The 18,179-nt window shown below is 68.4% G+C and carries 13 protein-coding genes and 1 pseudogene; 9 read left to right on the top strand and 5 right to left on the bottom strand.

Annotated elements, in window-relative coordinates:
• From FPZ41_RS34695 to FPZ41_RS34655, 9 genes and pseudogenes are all read left to right on the top strand, one after another.
• Positions 1-872: pseudogene (locus FPZ41_RS34695) on the top strand (ABC transporter family substrate-binding protein); the annotation flags it as partial.
• Between the two features lie 318 nt (positions 873-1,190).
• Positions 1,191-3,107: a translational GTPase TypA gene (typA, locus tag FPZ41_RS34690; protein ID WP_152867558.1), complete on the top strand. Its 1,917-nt coding sequence runs from the start codon at positions 1,191-1,193 to the stop codon at positions 3,105-3,107.
• A 427-nt stretch (positions 3,108-3,534) separates the two neighbouring features.
• Positions 3,535-4,572 carry an ABC transporter permease gene (locus FPZ41_RS34685; protein ID WP_152867557.1) on the top strand — a complete coding sequence of 346 codons (1,038 nt, stop codon included), beginning with the start codon at positions 3,535-3,537 and terminating at the stop codon, positions 4,570-4,572.
• A gap of 101 nt (positions 4,573-4,673) precedes the next feature.
• Positions 4,674-6,470, top strand: a complete 1,797-nt coding sequence (locus tag FPZ41_RS34680) for an ABC transporter substrate-binding protein (RefSeq protein ID WP_152867556.1) — start codon at positions 4,674-4,676, stop codon at positions 6,468-6,470.
• Between the two features lie 104 nt (positions 6,471-6,574).
• Positions 6,575-7,552: an ABC transporter permease gene (locus FPZ41_RS34675; protein WP_152867555.1), complete on the top strand. Its 978-nt coding sequence runs from the start codon at positions 6,575-6,577 to the stop codon at positions 7,550-7,552.
• Between the two features lie 10 nt (positions 7,553-7,562).
• Entirely contained in the window at positions 7,563-8,624 is a 1,062-nt protein-coding gene (locus FPZ41_RS34670; protein WP_322621094.1) for an ABC transporter ATP-binding protein, read from the top strand.
• Between the two features lie 13 nt (positions 8,625-8,637).
• The gene (locus tag FPZ41_RS34665; protein WP_152867553.1) at positions 8,638-9,771 is read left to right on the top strand and encodes an ABC transporter ATP-binding protein; all 1,134 of its coding nucleotides are present in this window, start codon (positions 8,638-8,640) and stop codon (positions 9,769-9,771) included.
• Between the two features lie 239 nt (positions 9,772-10,010).
• Entirely contained in the window at positions 10,011-10,493 is a 483-nt protein-coding gene (locus FPZ41_RS34660; RefSeq protein ID WP_152867552.1) for a GNAT family N-acetyltransferase, read from the top strand.
• A gap of 672 nt (positions 10,494-11,165) precedes the next feature.
• A complete protein-coding gene (locus tag FPZ41_RS34655) occupies positions 11,166-11,357 on the top strand; it encodes a DUF397 domain-containing protein (protein ID WP_152867551.1) in 192 nt (63 codons plus the stop codon).
• A gap of 162 nt (positions 11,358-11,519) precedes the next feature.
• Here FPZ41_RS34655 and FPZ41_RS34650 read toward each other — a convergent pair whose 3' ends face one another.
• From FPZ41_RS34650 to FPZ41_RS34630, 5 genes are read right to left on the bottom strand one after another with little or no spacing between them, the layout of a single operon-like run.
• On the bottom strand, positions 11,520-12,506 hold the full coding sequence (locus FPZ41_RS34650; protein ID WP_152867550.1) for an ABC transporter ATP-binding protein: 987 nt from the start codon (positions 12,504-12,506) through the stop codon (positions 11,520-11,522).
• Entirely contained in the window at positions 12,503-13,495 is a 993-nt protein-coding gene (locus FPZ41_RS34645) for an ABC transporter ATP-binding protein (RefSeq protein WP_152867549.1), read from the bottom strand. The genes FPZ41_RS34650 and FPZ41_RS34645 overlap by 4 nt, the downstream gene beginning before the upstream one ends.
• Positions 13,492-14,487, bottom strand: a complete 996-nt coding sequence (locus tag FPZ41_RS34640; protein WP_152867548.1) for an ABC transporter permease — start codon at positions 14,485-14,487, stop codon at positions 13,492-13,494. Before FPZ41_RS34640 ends, FPZ41_RS34645 begins: the two co-directional genes overlap by 4 nt.
• Entirely contained in the window at positions 14,484-15,545 is a 1,062-nt protein-coding gene (locus FPZ41_RS34635; RefSeq protein WP_152867547.1) for an ABC transporter permease, read from the bottom strand. Before FPZ41_RS34635 ends, FPZ41_RS34640 begins: the two co-directional genes overlap by 4 nt.
• 3 nt (positions 15,546-15,548) lie before the next feature.
• Positions 15,549-17,441, bottom strand: a complete 1,893-nt coding sequence (locus FPZ41_RS34630; RefSeq protein ID WP_152867546.1) for an ABC transporter substrate-binding protein — start codon at positions 17,439-17,441, stop codon at positions 15,549-15,551.
• Between the last annotated feature and the right edge of the window lie 738 nt (positions 17,442-18,179).

Here is an 18,179-nt window from a genome sequence, read left to right as displayed (position 1 = left end):
GGTGGGTGCCGGGCGGGCCGGTCAAGAAGGACAAGAAGGCGGCCGGAGCCGAGGGCAAGAAGCAGAAGGGGTCCGGCGACTCGGAGAGCTCCGACGAGACGGGCTCCCCGGACGGCGACGGCGGGACGTACGTCGTCGGCGAGGACAACAAGTCGCACGGCGCCGAGGGCAGGAAGACGAGCGAGGAGGGCGAGCCCCGGCAGCTCGCCGGGGACAGCAAGCGGTACAAGCCGGAGCTGGAACCGGACAGCGCCGCGGGCATGTACGCCCCGGAGGGCACCGCCGCGCCCGGCGCCGGCGTGAAGGGCCCGCTCGCCAAGGACGGCAAGGCGCTCAGCCTGCGCTTCGTGCTCCCGTCCGGGCCCGGCTCGGAGTCCCTGCGGGCCGTGGGCCGGCGCATCGCGCGGATGCTGGAGCGCGTCGGCATCCGCACCGAGATCACCAAGGTCCCCGACACCAGCTACTTCAAGGACCACATCGCGAACGGCCAGTACGACCTCGCGCTGTACTCCTGGCCCGCCTCCGCCTACCCCGCCACCGACGCCCGCCCCATCTACGCCAAGCCCGTCCCGGGCGCGGACGGCTCCCTGACCATCGAGCAGAACTACACGCGCGTCGGCACCGACCAGGTCGACCAGCTCTTCGACCAGGCCATCTCCACGCTCGACGAGAAGGAGTCCCGCTCCCTGATCCGCAAGGCCGACGCCCGCATCTGGGCCGCCGCCGGCTCGATCCCCCTCTACCAGCGCCCCCAGCTGGTGGCCGCCCGCACAAACCTCGCCAACGTGGGAGCTTTCGGCTTCGAGACCCCGGTGTACGAGGACATGGGCTTCTTGAAGAAGTCGGAAAAGCCCGCCCCGAGCCACTCGTAGCGGCAGGCGGCTGCGGATGCGCTGAAAGTGGGGGCGCGCGGAGACGCCGGGCGCGCCCAAGGTAGTCAGGGGCGCGGGGAACTGCGCGACCAGCCACAACGCACCCGCAGCCGCCAGAACACCCAGACCCGGCAGACGAGACCGCACAGGCCGCCCCACCGTCGAGTTCCTCACAAAACAGGCCCCCCACACCTCCCGGCCAAGCCCAGCGGCAGCGCCCCCGTACCATGGGGTGAGGCCGTGGCGTGCCAGCCCGGCAGGGTCCGCGGGACAACGAGTCCGCGAGGCCGTCCACAAACCCGGGAGATACGCCGCACCATGCCTGCGTCCATCCAGCGTCACGACATCCGCAATGTCGCCATCGTCGCCCACGTCGACCACGGAAAGACGACGATCGTCGACGCCATGCTCAAGCAGGCGGGAGCCTTCGCCGCGCACCAGCTCGACTCCGTCGACGACCGCATGATGGACTCGAACGACCTGGAGCGTGAGAAGGGCATCACGATCCTCGCCAAGAACACCGCGGTGAAGTACCACCCGAAGGCCGGCGGGGACCCGATCACCATCAACATCATCGACACCCCCGGCCACGCCGACTTCGGCGGCGAGGTCGAGCGCGGTCTGTCGATGGTCGACGGGGTCGTCCTCCTCGTCGACGCCTCCGAGGGCCCGCTGCCGCAGACCCGCTTCGTGCTGCGCAAGGCCCTCCAGCAGCGCCTGCCCGTCATCCTGTGCATCAACAAGACGGACCGCCCGGACTCCCGGATCGACGAGGTCGTCAACGAGACCTACGACCTCTTCCTCGACCTGGACGCGGACGAGGACCAGATCGAGTTCCCGATCGTCTACGCGTGCGGCCGTGACGGCATCGCCTCGCTGACGAAGCCGGCGGACGGCACCGTCCCGACCGACTCCACCAGCCTGGAGCCGTTCTTCTCCACGATCCTGGAGCACATCCCGGCGCCGACGTACGACGAGGGCGCCCCGCTCCAGGCCCACGTCACCAACCTCGACGCCGACAACTTCCTCGGCCGTATCGCGCTGCTCCGTGTCGAGCAGGGCGAGCTGCGCAAGGGCCAGACGGTGGCCTGGATCAAGCGGGACGGCTCCATCAGCAACGTCCGCATCAGCGAGCTGATGATGACCGAGGCGCTCACCCGCAAGCCCGCCGAGAAGGCCGGCCCCGGTGACATCTGTGCCGTCGCCGGTATCCCGGACATCATGATCGGCGAGACCCTCGCGGACACCGAGAACCCGATTGCGCTCCCGCTGATCACGGTCGACGAGCCCGCGATCTCGATGACCATCGGCACCAACACCTCGCCGCTGGTCGGCCGCGGCGGCACCGGCAAGGGCGCCGACGCGAAGGCGGCCGTGAAGGACCGCAAGGTCACCGCCCGCCAGGTCAAGGACCGCCTCGACCGTGAGCTGATCGGTAACGTCAGCCTCCGCGTGCTGGAGACCGACCGGCCGGACGCCTGGGAGGTCCAGGGCCGTGGCGAGCTGGCCCTCGCGATCCTCGTCGAGACCATGCGCCGGGAGGGCTTCGAGCTGACCATCGGCAAGCCCCAGGTCGTCACCAAGGACGTCGACGGCAAGGTGTACGAGCCGGTCGAGCGCATGACGATCGACGTGCCCGAGGAGCACATGGGCGCTGTCACGCAGCTCATGGGCGTCCGCAAGGGCCGTATGGACAACATGTCCAACCACGGCTCGGGCTGGGTGCGCATGGAGTTCGTGGTGCCCTCGCGCGGCCTCATCGGGTTCCGGACCGAGTTCCTGACCCAGACCCGCGGTACGGGTATCGGCCACTCGATCCACGAGGGCTTCGAGCCCTGGTTCGGCACCCTCCAGACCCGTAACAACGGCTCGCTGGTGGCCGACCGCTCCGGTGCCGTCACCGCCTTCGCGATGACGAACCTCCAGGAGCGCGGCGTCCTCTTCGTCGAGCCGGGCACCGAGGTGTACGAGGGCATGATCGTCGGCGAGAACTCGCGCTCCGACGACATGGACGTGAACATCACCAAGGAGAAGAAGCTCACCAACATGCGGTCCTCGACCGCCGACGTGGCCGAGTCGATCGTCCCGCCGCGCAAGCTCTCCCTGGAGCAGTCCCTGGAGTTCTGCCGCGACGACGAGTGCGTCGAGGTCACCCCCGAGGCGGTCCGCATCCGTAAGGTCAACCTGGACGCCCGCGAGCGCGCCCGCGCCGCGAGCCGCGCCAAGCACGGCTGACGCCCCTCACGGGACGTTTCCGAGGACCCGGTTCCCGCACTTTGGGGACCGGGCCCTCGCCGTGCGCGTATCGTCGCTCACCCAGGGCTGCGCACCCGCCCTCCGCGCACCGGCGGGATTCGGCCGACTTTGCTGTAACTGGGCTGTGAGGCGCTGTTCGGATATCGGTGATCCCGCGATCAGGTTTCGGACATGTAAACAAAAAACCCTCCGCGAATGTCCGTTTCGCGAAGTCTTGGTGGAGCCTGTCAAGCGCGCTTAGGTGTCAATCTTTGCAATTTTTGCTCAAAATATGGACGGTAGGGAGATCCCTATGCCTTCCGCCCTTGACGCGCGTTGACTCGCTTGGCGAAAGTTCCCCCAAACCACAGAACCTGCCGGTATCTGTGCTGCGCTCAACTCTCCATCCCCCGGGGGAAGAACACACATGACCAGTCCAACCAAGGCCGAGGGCTCGGGTCCGTCGGTCGCCTTGGACCCCGAACTGGCCTCGACCACCGAGGTCGACAAGCCGAAGAAGCTTGAGGGTCGCTCCCCCGGCCAGTTGATGTGGCAACGCTTCAAGCGGGACCGTACTGGAGTCGTCTCCGCATGCGTAGTGATTTTTTTCTTCCTGATCGCCGCGCTCGCTCCGGTGATCTCGAAGCTGTACGGCAAGGACCCGTACACGCTCTACGCACAGGAGCCCGACTTCCCCTTCCTGCTCGACGACTTCGCCATGCCCACGGGCTCCTTCGGCGGTATGTCGGGTGACTTCTGGTTCGGGGTCGAGCCCAAGCTGGGGCGCGACGTGTTCACGATGCTGCTGTACGGCATGCGCACCTCGCTCTACATGGCCGTCATCGTCACGACGTTCAGCGTCGTCACCGGCGTGATCATCGGGATGGTCGGCGGCTACTTCGGCGGCAAGGTCGACTACTGGCTCGGCCGGGTCACCGACTTCTTCCTGGCCTTCCCGAGCCAGCTGTTCTTCATCGCCTTCATGCCCGTCGTGACCGCGCTGTTCGTCTCCCCGACGGACGAGACACCGACGTACATCCGCGCCGTGGCCATCATCCTGGTGCTGTGGTTCCTCGGCTGGATGGGCCTGGCCCGACTGGTCCGCAGCTCCGTGCTCTCGCTGCGGGAGCGTGAGTTCGTGGAGGCGGCGAAGGTGTCCGGTGCCTCTCCCTGGCGCATCGTGCGCAAGGAGATCCTGCCGAACATCGTCACTCCGATCCTGGTGCAGAGCACCTACATCCTGCCCAGCACGATCCTCACCATCGCCTTCCTGTCCTTCGTCGGTGTCGGCTTCGTCGAGCCCACTCCGGACTGGGGCCGCATGTTCGCCATCGGTGCCGAGGTCTACGAGCAGGACCCCATGTTCATGTTCTTCCCGGGCGTGGCGCTGGTGATCTTCGTACTCTCCTTCAACCTTCTCGGCGACTCCGTCCGGGACGCATTCGACCCCAAGACCGGACGCTAACCGTCCATTGGTGGTGGGGGGACTGCCACCCCCGTTCCGGGCTCACCGGACTGTCCGGCAGTACTCGTGGACAACTATCGACAGGTAGGTGCATCGGCATCATGAAGCCCATCAGAACGCGCACTGGGCGCGCAGTGGCCGCGGCCGTCGTGGCCGGCTCGCTGGCGCTGACCGGCTGCTCCAGCGACAGCGGCAAGGACACGAAGGACAACTCCAAGTCCAAGGAAGACGCCGCCGCGCAGTCGAAGCCTGTCGTCTACGGTGACGCCAAGGCCTCCCAGGGGCCGGCCGAGGAAGTGGCCGGGGCCAAGTCCGGCGGCACCATGAACGTGTTCATGCAGTCGGACCTGACCCACATGGACCCGGGCCAGATCTACGTCTCCGACGCCGGTCAGTTCTCCAACCTGATCCACCGCGGTCTGACGAACTTCCAGGAGGACGACAAGGGCAACCTGACGGTCGTCGGTGACATCGCTACCGACTCCGGCAAGTCGTCCGACGGCGGCAAGACCTGGACGTACACCCTCAAGGACGGCATCAAGGACGAGGACGGCAACGAGATCACCTCGGCCGACGTCCGCCACTCCATCGAGCGGCTGTACTCGAAGGTCATCTTCGACGGTCCCACCTTCGTCCAGACCTGGCTCTCCGGCGCGAAGTACCGCGAGGCGCTGCCGGACGGCCCGTACAAGGGCAAGCACCTGCCGGACTCCGTCCTGGAGACGCCGGACGACAAGACGGTGGTCTTCCACTTCAAGGCTCCCCAGCCGGACCTCCCGCAGGCGCTCTCCATGGCCGGCTACTCCATCGTGCCCGAGAAGCAGGACACGAAGGAGAAGTACGACAAGGCCCCGAAGTCCCTCGGCCCGTACAAGATCACCGACTACAAGCCGGGCAAGTCGATGACGCTGGTCAAGAACGACCAGTGGGACGCGAAGACGGACGCGGTGCGCCACCAGTACGTCGACGGCTACAACTTCAGCTCCACCATCGACCAGGCCAGCCAGACCAAGCGTCTGATCGCCGACCAGGGCGAGGCCAAGAACTCCATCCAGTTCACGGACTCGGTGGACCCGGCCCAGATGTCCACGGTCATCAGCAACCCGGCCACCAAGAAGCGCACCATCCAGGGCTACCAGGTCTACGTGTGGCAGCTGTCCTTCAACCTGGACAAGATGAAGGACAAGAAGGTCCGCGACGCGATCACCTACGCGATCCCGAACCAGTCCATGGTCCAGGCCGACGGTGGCCGGTACGGCGGTGAGGTCGCCGGTGGTCTGATGGCGCCGACCCTGCCGGGCTTCGACCCGACGTACGACCCGTTCGGCAAGCTGAAGAAGCCCAACGGTGACCTGGAGAAGGCCAAGGAGCTGATCAAGGAGGCGGGCGTCAAGGAGGGCACCAAGCTCACCTACGCCTACTCCAACACCCCGCGCGGCCAGGCCCAGATGGTCATCATCAAGGACACGCTCGGCAAGCTCGGCTTCGACGTGCAGGCCAAGGAGATCGACCGCGCCACGTTCTACGAGCAGGTCGGCAAGCTGGACAACCCGTACGACCTCTACATGACCGGCTGGGGCCAGGACTGGCCGTCCCCGTCCACCGTCATCACCCCCGTCTACGACGGCAACCAGGTCGCCGACGGTTCGTCGAACTACTCGCACATCAACGACAAGCAGGTCAACGACCTCATCGCGAAGGCCCTGACCGAGCAGCCCGAGGCGGCCGCCAAGACCTGGGAAGAGGCTCACCACCGCATCGTGGAGGAGATCAACCCGGCTGCCCCGGTCTACTACTCGAAGCAGATCCAGCTCTTCGGATCGAACGTCGGCGGTGCCAGGTTCAGCACGGACTCGAGCTACATCGACATCAACGACCTGTTCCTGAAGCAGCCGTAATCCGTCAGCTCGGCTGATCCGCGGGGGTGTGCGCCAGGCGGAGCGCACCCCCGCGGACGGTAACCCCCTCGACCGCCGCGTTTCGAAGAGAGCATCCACCCGCCATGCTTCAGTTCCTCATCCGCAGGCTGATCGGCGCCGTCGTCATCATGTTCCTGATCGGCGCCTTCACATTCTTCCTGTTCTATACGATCCCCCAGGACTTCGCCCAGTTGGCCTGCGGCAAGAACTGCACGCCCGAGAACATCGCGGTCATCAGAGAGAACCTCGGTCTCGACAAGCCCATCACCGCCCAGTTCTGGGAGTTCATGGGCGGCATCGTGTCCGGCCGCGACTTCCCCCAGGGACACTGCTCCGCCCCATGCCTGGGTCTCTCCTTCAGCAGCGGCGAGTTCGTCTGGGACTCCATCATCGACCGCTTCCCGCTGACGCTGTCGCTGACCGCCGGTGGTCTGGTGATCTTCCTCGTGATCGGCCTCGGCTCGGGTCTGATCGCCGCCTGGAAGCGCGGCACCATGGTCGACAAGCTGGTCAGCGGCGCCTCGATGGTGCTCAGCTCGTTCCAGATCTACTTCCTCGGCCCGATCGTGCTCGGCATCTTCGTCTACAGCAGCGGCTGGATGGACAACCCCAAGTACGTCCCGATCACCGAGAACCCGGTCGGCTGGGCCGTGGGCCTGCTGATCCCCTGGGCCGTGATGGCCACGATCTTCACCGCCCAGTACACGCGTATGGCCCGCTCGACCATGATCGAGCAACTGTCGGAGGAGCACGTGCGCACCGCCCGAGCCAAGGGCATGAGGCAGCGGTACGTCTTCTTCCGCTACGCCTGGCGCGGTTCGCTCATCCCGATCGTCACCATCATCGGGATGGACCTGAGCGCACTCCTGTCCGGCGCGGTGGTCACGGAGTTCACCTTCGACCTGCCCGGACTCGGCCGTCTCGCGGTCCAGTCCTCGCTGACCAAGGACCTGCCGCTGACGATGGGCGTCATGCTGTTCGGGGCCTTCTTCATCCTGATCCTGAACATCATCGTGGACCTCGCCTACGCCCTCATCGACCCGCGCGTGCGCCTCAGCTAGGAGAATGACCGTGACCACACTGACCAAGACCGAAGGCGAGAAGGCCCCGACCGGGCCGGAGGCCTTCCTCTCGGTCCGCGACCTGAAGGTGCGGTTCTCCACCGAGGACGGCATTGTGAAGGCGGTCGACGGGCTCTCCTTCGACGTCGAGCGCGGCAAGACCCTCGGCATCGTGGGCGAGTCGGGCTCCGGCAAGTCCGTGACCAACCTGACCGTCCTCGGCCTGCACAACCCCAAGTCCACCACCGTCGAGGGCGAGATCGTCCTCGACGGGCAGGAACTGGTGACCGCGACCGAGCGGGAGATGGAGAAGATCCGTGGCAACAAGGCCGCGATGATCTTCCAGGACCCGCTGACCGCGCTCTCGCCGTACTACACGGTGGGCCGGCAGATCGCCGAGCCGTACATGAAGCACACCGGTGCCTCCAAGAAGGAGGCGCGGCAGCGGACGATCGAGATGCTGGCCAAGGTCGGCATCCCGCAGCCCCAGACGCGCGTGGACGACTACCCGCACCAGTTCTCCGGCGGTATGCGCCAGCGCGCCATGATCGCCATGGCGCTGGTCTGCGACCCCGACCTGCTGATCGCGGACGAGCCGACCACCGCCCTGGACGTGACCGTCCAGGCGCAGATCCTCGACCTGCTCAAGGACCTCCAGCAGGAGTTCGGCTCGGCGATCGTCTTCATCACCCACGACCTCGGCGTCATCTCCGACATGGCCGACGACCTGCTGGTGATGTACTCGGGCCGGGCCGTGGAACGCGGCACCGTCCGCGAGGTGCTGCGCAACCCCCAGCACCCCTACACCTGGGGTCTGCTGAGCTCGATGCCACGGCTCGGCGGCGACACCGAGCAGGCACTCACCCCGATCCCCGGGTCCCCGCCCAGCCTCCTCAACCCCCCGTCGGGCTGCCCCTTCCACCCGCGCTGCGCCTTCACCGGCGAGGTGACCGGCAGCCGGTGCAGCGAGGAACGGCCTGCGCTCGGCGAGGGGCGCGCCTCCGCGTGCCATCTGACGGCGGAGCAGAAGCAGACCATCTTCATCGACAAGATCCAGCCCCGGCTGCGCTAGGGAGATCCGAGACATGAGCGACAACCTCACCCTCCCCGCACAGCAGGGCGCCACCGGCACGTCGGCCGAGACCCTCCTTGAGGTCGAGGGCCTGACGAAGCACTTCCCGATTTACGGCGGCTTCCCGATCAAACGGAAGGTCGGCGCCGTGCAGGCGGTCGACGGCATCGACCTGACCGTCGGCGTCGGCGAGAGCGTCGGTCTGGTGGGCGAGTCGGGCTGTGGCAAGTCGACCACCGGCCGGCTCATCACGCGCCTGCTGGAACCGACGGCCGGCAAGATCACGTACCAGGGTCAGGACATCACGCACGCCTCCCGCAGGCAGCTGGCCCCCGTCCGGTCCGAGATCCAGATGATCTTCCAGGACCCGTACTCCTCGCTGAACCCGCGGCAAACAGTCGGCACGATCATCAAGTCGCCGATGGAGGTCAACGGGATCAACCCCGAGGGCGGCCGGGAGAAGAAGGTCCGCGAACTCCTGGAGCTCGTCGGCCTCAACCCGGAGCACTACAACCGCTTCCCGCACGAGTTCTCCGGCGGCCAGCGCCAGCGCATCGGGGTCGCCCGAGCCCTGGCACTGAACCCCAAGCTGATCGTCGCGGACGAGCCGGTCTCCGCTCTGGACGTGTCGATCCAGGCGCAGGTGGTGAACCTCCTGCAGAAGGTCCAGGACGAGCTGGGCATCGCCTTCCTGTTCATCGCCCACGACCTCGCCATCGTCCGGCACTTCTCCCAGCGTGTGGCGGTGATGTACCTCGGCAAGGTCGTCGAGGTCGGTGACCGGGACTCCATCTACAACCGGCCCCGGCACCCGTACACCCACGCCCTGCTCTCCGCGGTCCCCGAGGTCGCGGTGGACGACGAGGCGGACGACAAGGAGCGCATCCGTCTCGCCGGTGACGTGCCCTCGCCGATCCACCCGCCGTCCGGCTGCCGCTTCCGCACCCGCTGCTGGAAGGCGCAGGACAAGTGCGCCTCCGAGGAGCCGCCGCTGATCCAGATCTCCGGCAACCGTGAGGGCCACCTGACGGCCTGCCACTTCCCGGAGGAGCCGACCACGGAGGCCCGCGAGGAGGACGTGGTGATGGACCCGGCGCTGAAGGCGCTGGAGGACAGCGCGGCGGACGAGCCCGCCACGAAGGACTGAGAGAAGGGCTGACAGGGGGCGTTCCTGCCCGCACAGGGCAGGAAGCGCAGGGCGCGGCCCGCCTGCGACGGTGATGATCTCGGGGGCTGGGAGCGAGGGCAAAAGGCCCTCGGTCCCAGCCCCCGAGCCGCTGCCGTACGGCGAGGTCGGCGCAAGATTGGCCCCGAGGATTGGCCTGTCTTGGGACCGATTGAAATGTCCGGTGGCGGTGTCAGTGGCAGTCGGTAGTGTCACGGCCCATGAGCGATCAACAGGATGCGGTGGTTGTCCGCAAGGCAGGGCACGCGGATGTGGTCGGTCTGGTGGCGTGCAGCCGTGCTCTGTTCGCCGAGGACGCGGGGACTCGTGATCCGAGCATCAACGTGGACTGGCCGCGTGAGCACGGGCCGCAGCGTTTCGCAGCCGGCATCGACGATCCGGACCGGCTGCTGCTCGTCGCCGATCGGGACGGCGAGGTCGTGGGCCATCTCACCGGGGTGGTGGCCGAGGCGTCCGCGATGAAGCCGGTGAGGGTCGCGTCGCTGGTGAGCATGTATGTGCAGCCCGCTCATCGCGGGGGACAGATCGGTGGGCGGCTGATCGGTGAGTTCATGGCCTGGGCGAAGGAAAAGGGAGCGGAGCTGGCGGAGGTGACGGCGTACGCGAGTAACACCGAGGCTGTCTGCTTCTATGAACGCAACGGCTTCGTGTCCAAGTCAGTGACCTTGGAAGTTGCTCTGTAGGCGCCTGCACCGCATCGTCGTGGGCCGTCGTACGAGTTCGCGCCACGGCCGTCACCTCCTGGCGGGACCGACGAACGACGTCACAGCCACGGGGCCGTCACGCTGGCCGACGATTGGCGGATTTGCGACAACCCTGGCGGTCGTGGCCCAAGTCATTCCGGGGCCGCTGGTGGCCGATATCTGCCAATTACCCTGGCGGCCTACGCGGCACCGCCCGGCGACCCGACGGTCAGCTTCGATTGCCGCCGCCGTGCCGAACGGCACGCCGCCGGCGTGGAGTTGGCAGCAGGAAAGGGCAGCCGGGTAATCGAGGCCGACTGTCGCGATGCCAAGCTGCCCGACGTGCACCGCGATGCCTTGCAGTGCTCCCGGATCACGCGGCATCCGGCTCGGCCGCGTGGTGTGCCACGACCTGGCTGCGCACCCTTTGGAACCTCCTTCACGCTGCTGGAACCGGCTGTACCGCAGCTCAGCACGGTGGTCGTCGAGCACGTCGAGAAGCCGCTGTACCTTGGGGATCCGGAAGCCTTGGCCAGGTACCGCAACTGGTTCCTAGGCTGTGCGAAGCGGCGCTGCCTCCGCTGGCACCCGAGGTGAACACCGAGGCGTACCTGGTGAAGAACTCCTTGGGGCTGATCCAGCGCCTCTACCCCTTGCTCCAGGAGGAACCGCATGTCTCAGCTCACGTGGCAGAAGTCGAGCTTCAGTGAACCTGGCGGCGACACATGCGTGGAGGTCGCCCTCGACCGAATAGGCCTCCGCCTCCGCGAGAGCGTCACTCCCGGCACCGTGGCCACCCTGGCACCGTCCGCCCTTGTGGCACTGGTCGATTGGGCCAAGGGCAGGGCGACGTCCGTAGGTTGACCCCCGGGGGGGCTGGTCCCCGGAGGTGGTGTGCCGGCTGAACTGCGACACATTCGGGAATTGTGTTGCACTTGCGGGTTCGCTTGCCTGCTCGCAGTCGCCGTACACCACGTCCGTTGGCGTGACCGAGGTGCCGTCCCGAGGCTGTCCCGGCGGCGGCCGTCAGACGGCGGCCCGCGCCCAGTGACAAGCCACCTGCGCCCCGCCACCTCCGTCCAGCACCTTCAGCTCCCGGCTCCGGCACGCCTCCGCCACGCCCGCGCGTTCCGCCTCGCCGCTCGCCAGGATCTGGCAGCGGGCGTGGAAACGGCAGCCGGTGGGGATGCGGGACGGGTCCGGGGGCTCGCCGGTCAGGACCACCGGGTCGCCCGGGGCGTCCGGCAGGACGGACAGCAGCGCCTGGGTGTACGGATGCCGGGGTGCCGTCAGCACCTGCTCGACGTCGCCCGTTTCCACGATGCGGCCCAGGTACATCACCGCCACCCGGTCGGCGATGTTCCACGCCAGGCCCAGATCGTGGGTCACCACCAGCGCGGACAGGCCCAGTTCGGTGCGCAGGCGCAGCAGCAGGGCCAGGATCTCGCCGCGTACGGAGGCGTCGAGCGAGGCCACCGGCTCGTCGGCGACGATGAGTTCGGGCTCCAGGACGAGTGCGCCCGCGATCACCACGCGCTGGCGCTGGCCTCCGGACAGCTCGTGCGGGTAGCGCAGGAAGAAGCGCTCGGGTGGGCGGAGGCCTGCGCGGGACAGGGCCTGCGCGACCGTCGCCCGCTCGTCTCCCGCGTAGCCGTGGATGCGCAGCCCTTCGGCCACCGCGTCGTACACCGTGTGGCGCGGGTTCAGTGAGCCGCTCGGGTCCTGGAGCACCAGCTGGACGCGTCTGCGGTACGCCTTCAGGGCCCGCGAGGAGTACTCCAGCGGCTTCCCGCCGAAGCTGACCCGCCCCGAGGCAGGCGGCACCAGGCCGAGCAGCGAGCGAGCCAGTGTTGTTTTGCCGCAGCCCGACTCGCCGACCAAGGCCACGATCTCCCCGGCCCGGATGTCGAGTTCGACGCCGTCCACGGCCCGCGCCGGTGCGGTGCCGTGCCGTCCGGGGAAGGTCACGTGCAGGCCCTGGGCGCTGAGCAGGGGCGTCGGTGCCGTCGTCATGCGGAGCTCCCCTCTGTCGCGGTGGCCGGGCCCGTGACCGGCGCCTCCACGTGCACACAGGCCGCCCGCCGCCCCGGACCGGCGTCCCGCAGCGACGGGTCCTGCGTGGCGCAGGTGTCCAGGGCCACGGGGCAGCGCGGGTGGAAGGCGCAGCCGGAGGGCAGGGCGGACGGGTCGGGAGGGTCGCCGGCCAGGCCGCGCGGGGCGAACCGGGAGGCCGGGTCGCCGATGCGCGGGAACGCCGCCGACAGGGCCTCGCCGTACGGGTGCCGGGCGTGCTCGTGGACCTCCCGGGCGGGACCCTCCTCGACCACCCGGCCCGCGTACATCACCGCGAGCCGGTCGCAGAGGTCGGCGAGGACCGCCAGATCGTGGCTGATCATGATCAGGCCGAGGTCCTGTTCGGCGACGAGCTGCTGGATCAGGCGCAGGATCTGCGCCTGGATCATCACGTCCAGGGCCGTGGTCGGCTCGTCGGCGATGATCAGCCGCGGGTCGCAGGCCAGGGCCATGGCGATCATGACGCGCTGGCGCTGGCCCCCGGACAGCTCGTGCGGATACGCCGACGCGCGCGCCGCGGGCAGGCCCACGTGCTCCAGGAGTTCGCCGGTCCTCTTCCGCGCCGCCGCGGGGGTCGCCTTCCGGTGCAGCAGGATCGGTTCGCAGATCTGGTCGCCGACGCGGTGCACGGGGTTCAGGGAGTGCATCGCCCCCTGGAAGACGATCGACGCACCCGCCCAGCGCACCGCCCGCACCTGGCCCCACCGCATCGCCAGCACGTCCTCGCCGTCCAGCAGGACCTCCCCGCGGACCCGGGTGCCGGACGGCAGCAGCCTCAGCAGCGCCAGCGCGAGCGTGGACTTGCCGCAGCCCGACTCGCCCGCGAGGCCGAGCTTCCGGCCCGCCGCCAGCCACAGGTCCACACCCCGCACCGCGGCCGCCCCGCCCGCGTACGTCACTTCGAGGTTCCGTACCTCCAACAGCGTCAACGGGCCACCCCCAGCCTGGGATTGAGTACGGACTCAACGGCGCGGCCGCACAGCGTGAACGCCAGCGCGACCAGGGCGATCGCGATGCCCGGCGGCACCAGGTACCACCAGTCGCCGGAGCTGACCGCGCCCGCCTCGCGCGCGTCCTGGAGGAGACCGCCCCACGACACCACCGTCGGATCGCCCAGCCCCAGGAAGGCCAGCGTCGCCTCCGCGAGGACGGAGGAGGAGATCATCAGCGTCGTCTGCGCCAGCACCAGGGGCATCACGTTGGGCAGCACGTGCCGGGACATGATGTGCCAGTGGCCGCCGCCGAGCGCCTTCGCGCGTTCGATGTACGGCCGCGCCTCCACCGCCAGCGTCTGCGCCCGCACCAGGCGGGCCGTCGTCGGCCAGGACGTCACGCCGATCGCCAGGACGATCGTGCCGAGCGAGCGCGACATGACGGTGGCCAGCGCGACGGCGAGCACCAGTGCGGGCATCACCAGGAACCAGTCCGTGATCCGCATCATCACGGTGGCGTACGCGCCGCGGAAGTGACCGGCCGTGATCCCCACAAGCGCGCCGATGGCCACCGACAGCACGGCCGCGAGCAGCCCGACGAGGAGCGAGACCCGCGACCCCCAGACGACCAGACCCAGCAGATCGCGCCCGAACTGGTCGGTGCCCAGGGGGAACTCCCCGCTCGGACTCTCCAGCGGCCGGCCCGGCGCGCTGGTCACACCGGCCACGTCGGAACCGACCGTCAGCGGCGCGGTCAGCGCCGCCAGCGCGAAGAACGCGAGCGCGGCCAGGCCGAGGAGCCCGGCGCGATGGGTGCGGTACTGCTTCCAGAACCGGGCGGCGGAGTGGCGGCGCCGCTGCAGGGCGAGGGCGCGCGGACCGCCCTTCGGCGCCCGGGGAGACGCCGGAGGAGTACCGGGCGGAGGCGACGGAGGAATCCCAGGCGAAGGCGACGGAGGTGTCGATGGCGGTGTCGCGTCGGTCGTCATCGGCCCACCCTGGGGTCGAGCAGCGGATAGATCAGGTCGGCCAGCGTGTTCATCACGATCACCGCCGAGGCGAAGACGAAGAACAGACCCTGGACCAGCGGGAGGTCGGGCACGCTCAGCGCCTGGTAGAAGAGCCCGCCGAGGCCCGGCCAGGAGAAGACGGTCTCGACGAGGATCACGCCCGCCACCGTCCGGCCGAGGTTGACGAAGATCAGCGTCATGGTGGGCAGCATCGCGTTCGGCACGGCGTGCCGGCGCCGGACCAGGTCGTCCCTGAGCCCCTTGGCCCGTGCGGTGGTCAGGTAGTCGCTGCCCATCTCGTCGAGCAGCGCCGAACGGGTGACCAGCAGCGTCTGTCCGTACTCGACCGCGACCAGCGTGATCACGGGCAGGACGAGGTGATGGGCGACGTCGACGACGTACGCGAAGCCCTCCTCGCCGCCCGACTCCATGCCGCCGGTCGGGAAGAGCCCGGGGATCGGTCCCATGCCCACGGAGAACACGATGATGAGCAGCAGCCCCAGCCAGAACGACGGGACCGAGTAGAGGGCCAGCGCCAGACCGGTGTTCAGCCGGTCGCCGAGCCGGCCGCGGCGCCACGCCGAGCGGGTGCCGAGGACGATGCCGAGCGCGGTGTACAGGACGAACGCGGTGCCGGTGAGCAGCAGCGTGTTCGGCAGCGCCTCGGTGATCTTGTCGATGACGGGCGCCCGGAACTGGTACGAGGTGCCGAGGTCCCCGGTGAGCGCCTTGCCGCAGTAGTCCGTGAACTGCTGCCACAGCGGCAGGTCGAGCCCGAACTCCCGTCGATACGCGGCCAGTTGCTCGGCCGACACCTGACGGCCGCCCGTCATGTACTTGACCGGGTCACCGGGAATCAGCCGGAAGAGGAAGAAGCTGGTGACCAGGACGGCGAGCAGCGAGACGGCGGCGCCGCCCAGCTTGCCCGCCACATGGCGCAGGTACGCGGTCCTGGTCCGTGCCCGTGCTGCGCGGACCGATGCCCCGGCGGGGGCGGGGCCGTTCAGCTGCCCGGTTGGTGCGGCCGGCCGGTACATCGGCTACTCGCGGTCATCGGCGGTCGCGCGGCGGCGCATCGCGAGGAACGCCCCGGCGCCCGCGAGGACGACGACGCCCGCGACGACGCCGATGACGGCACCGGTGGAGCCGCCGTCGCCGGAGGAACCGCCGGAGCCGCTGGAGTCTCCGCTGTCCGCCGGAACCGCCGACCACCAGCTCCAGTAGCCGTCCTGCCCGTAGATGTTGCCCGCCTTCCGCGGCATCGTGGTGATCGACTCGATCTGGTCCGTCCGGTAGGCCTCGACCGCGTTCGGATACGCCATGACGTTCATGTACCCGAGGTCGTACAGCCGCGACTCCATCTGTTTGACGATGTCCGCCCGTTTGGCGGGGTCGTACTCGGCGAGCTGCCGCGCGTACAGCTCGTCGTACTCCTTGTCGCAGATGAAGTTGTCGGTGGCGCCGGTGTCCTCGGGGGTCGCCGGGAGCGCCCCGCAGGTGTGGATGGACAGCACGAAGTCGGGGTCGGGGTTGACGGACCAGCCGTCGAAGGCGAGGTCGTACGTGCCCGCGAGCCAGGGGTCGGTCACGTTGTCCAGACAGTTGAGCTTCACGCCGATACCGAGTTCGCCCCACCACTCCTGGAGGTACTTGCCGACCGCCTTGTCGTTGGGGTCGGTGGCGTGGCACAGGATCCGGTAGTCGAGCGGCTTGCCGTCCTTGCCGACGCGTTTGCCGTCGCTGTTCTTCCGGTATCCGGCCTCGTCGAGGAGCCGGGCTGCCTTCGTCGGGTCGTACGCCAGTTCCTGGCTCGCCGACGGCTTCCAGAAGTACGTCGAGAAGCGCGGGGGGATGTAGCCCTCGCCCTCGACGGCGTGGCCCCGGAAGACCTTGTCGATGATGGTCCTGCGGTCGACGGCCAGGAACAGGGCGTTCCGTACCCGCTGGTCGAGCAGGGACGGGTCGCCGTCGCCGAAGCGTTCGCCGTCCTTGGACCGAGCGCCCGGGTTCGTGGCCAGAGCGTAGAAGCGGCGGCCGGGGGCGTCGTTGACGCGGATGTTCTTCTCGCCCTTGAGGGAGGCCGCCTGGGCGGGCGTCAGGGAGGGAGAACCGGCGACGAAGGAGACCTCGCCCTTGCGCAGGGCCGCCACCGCGGCGTCCTGGTCCTTGTAGTAACGGAAGACCAGCTCGTCGAACTTCGGGGCCCCGCGCCAGAAGTTCTTGTTGGCCTTGAGACGGACGTAGCTGTCGGCCTTGTAGCCGGTCAGGACGAACGGCCCGTTCCCGACGACGGGGAAGCTCTTGTCGTTGTTGAACTCCGAGAAGTCCGTGACCTTCTCCCAGACATGCCTGGGCACGATCGGCACGTCGAGCGCGGTCATCGTGGCCTGCGGCTTCTTCAGCTCGATGACGAGCTCGGTGGGGCTGGGGGCGGTGACCTTGCGGAAGTTGGTGACGAAGCTGCCGTTGGCGGTGGCCGCGCCGTCGTCGGTCATCATCTTGTTGAACGTCCAGGCCGCGTCCTCGGCGGTGGCCTGCTCGCCGTCCGACCACCGCGAGTCGGAGCGGATCGTGTAGGTCCACGTGAGCTTGTCGGGGGACGACGACCACTTGGTGGCGAGACCCGGGACCGCGCGGGCGTCCCCGGGGTCGTAGTTGGTCAGGTACTCGTACGTCAGCCGGTGCATGCTCGTGCTGACCAGGCGGGTCGCCAGGAACGGGCTCAGCGAGTCGACGCTCTGCGCGACCGCGACGGTGAGGACCTTCCCGCTCTCCTTCGCCTCGGCCCGCTGGGACGCCGGGCCGAGGGGAGACGCGAGGCCGGCCGAGAGCGCGAGGGCTGCGGCGCCGGCGGCGACGAGCCGGGGTCCACGCAGCCGTGGGCCCTTGACGGGGTTCGGGCGCCCTCTGCCGTGCTGATCTTGTGTGTTCATGAATCCGTGACCTCGCGTCATCGCTCGTACAGCGGCGGCTTGTTGAACTGACTGACGGGGTGTGATCGGACGTGACCGGGTGACGTCGGCTGGGTGGCGTCGGCTGGGTTGATGAGTGTGTCTATCAGCGCCGTCTGCGCACGTCAACGGCGCGTGGACCCCGTGTGGCCTGCGGATATGGCGAGGTGGGCGTTGATGTCACGCTCATTGGTCCACACCGGTGACGCCACCCTGATGGGGGACTGACGGTGCGAACGGCGGACCGGGGCCGCTCAGGACTCGGCACGCAGCGACGGTGATGATCTCGGGGCTCGCGTGCCCCGCCTGGTGGCCGGTTGCGGCGCATGGGGCGGGGCTTTTCCGAGCCTTTGGAAATCGTAGGCGGTTTACGTCAAATCGGGACTGCCCGGAATTCGCCAGCCGCGCATACCAGCGCGCGACGATCGGGTGTCACGCCTCGTTCGCCGGGGGAACATCGGGAGCAGAACGGGTCCGCCGCTGAAGCGAGGTCTGATGGATCAGGGGCTAGCTGCTGTAATGGGCGCGTTGGTGGGTGCGTTGGCTATAGGGGGAGGGGCATACGTATCAGGCATATATGCCAATAAGGCGCAAAAGGTGCAGGCGCGTCGCGGGGTCTATCACGCCTTTCTTTCCGAGGCGAACGCAATTGAGGCGCAGATCGCGAAGCTGCAGGACCTCATGTTCTACAGCCTGCTCGACGAGGGGGCGGGTGGGGGA

The organism is Streptomyces acidicola, assembly GCF_009377235.1.
Taxonomy (GTDB): Bacteria; Actinomycetota; Actinomycetes; order Streptomycetales; family Streptomycetaceae; genus Streptomyces; species Streptomyces acidicola.
The sequence above is the reverse complement of the archived record's forward strand: the minus strand, read 5'-3'. Positions and strand labels throughout refer to the sequence as shown.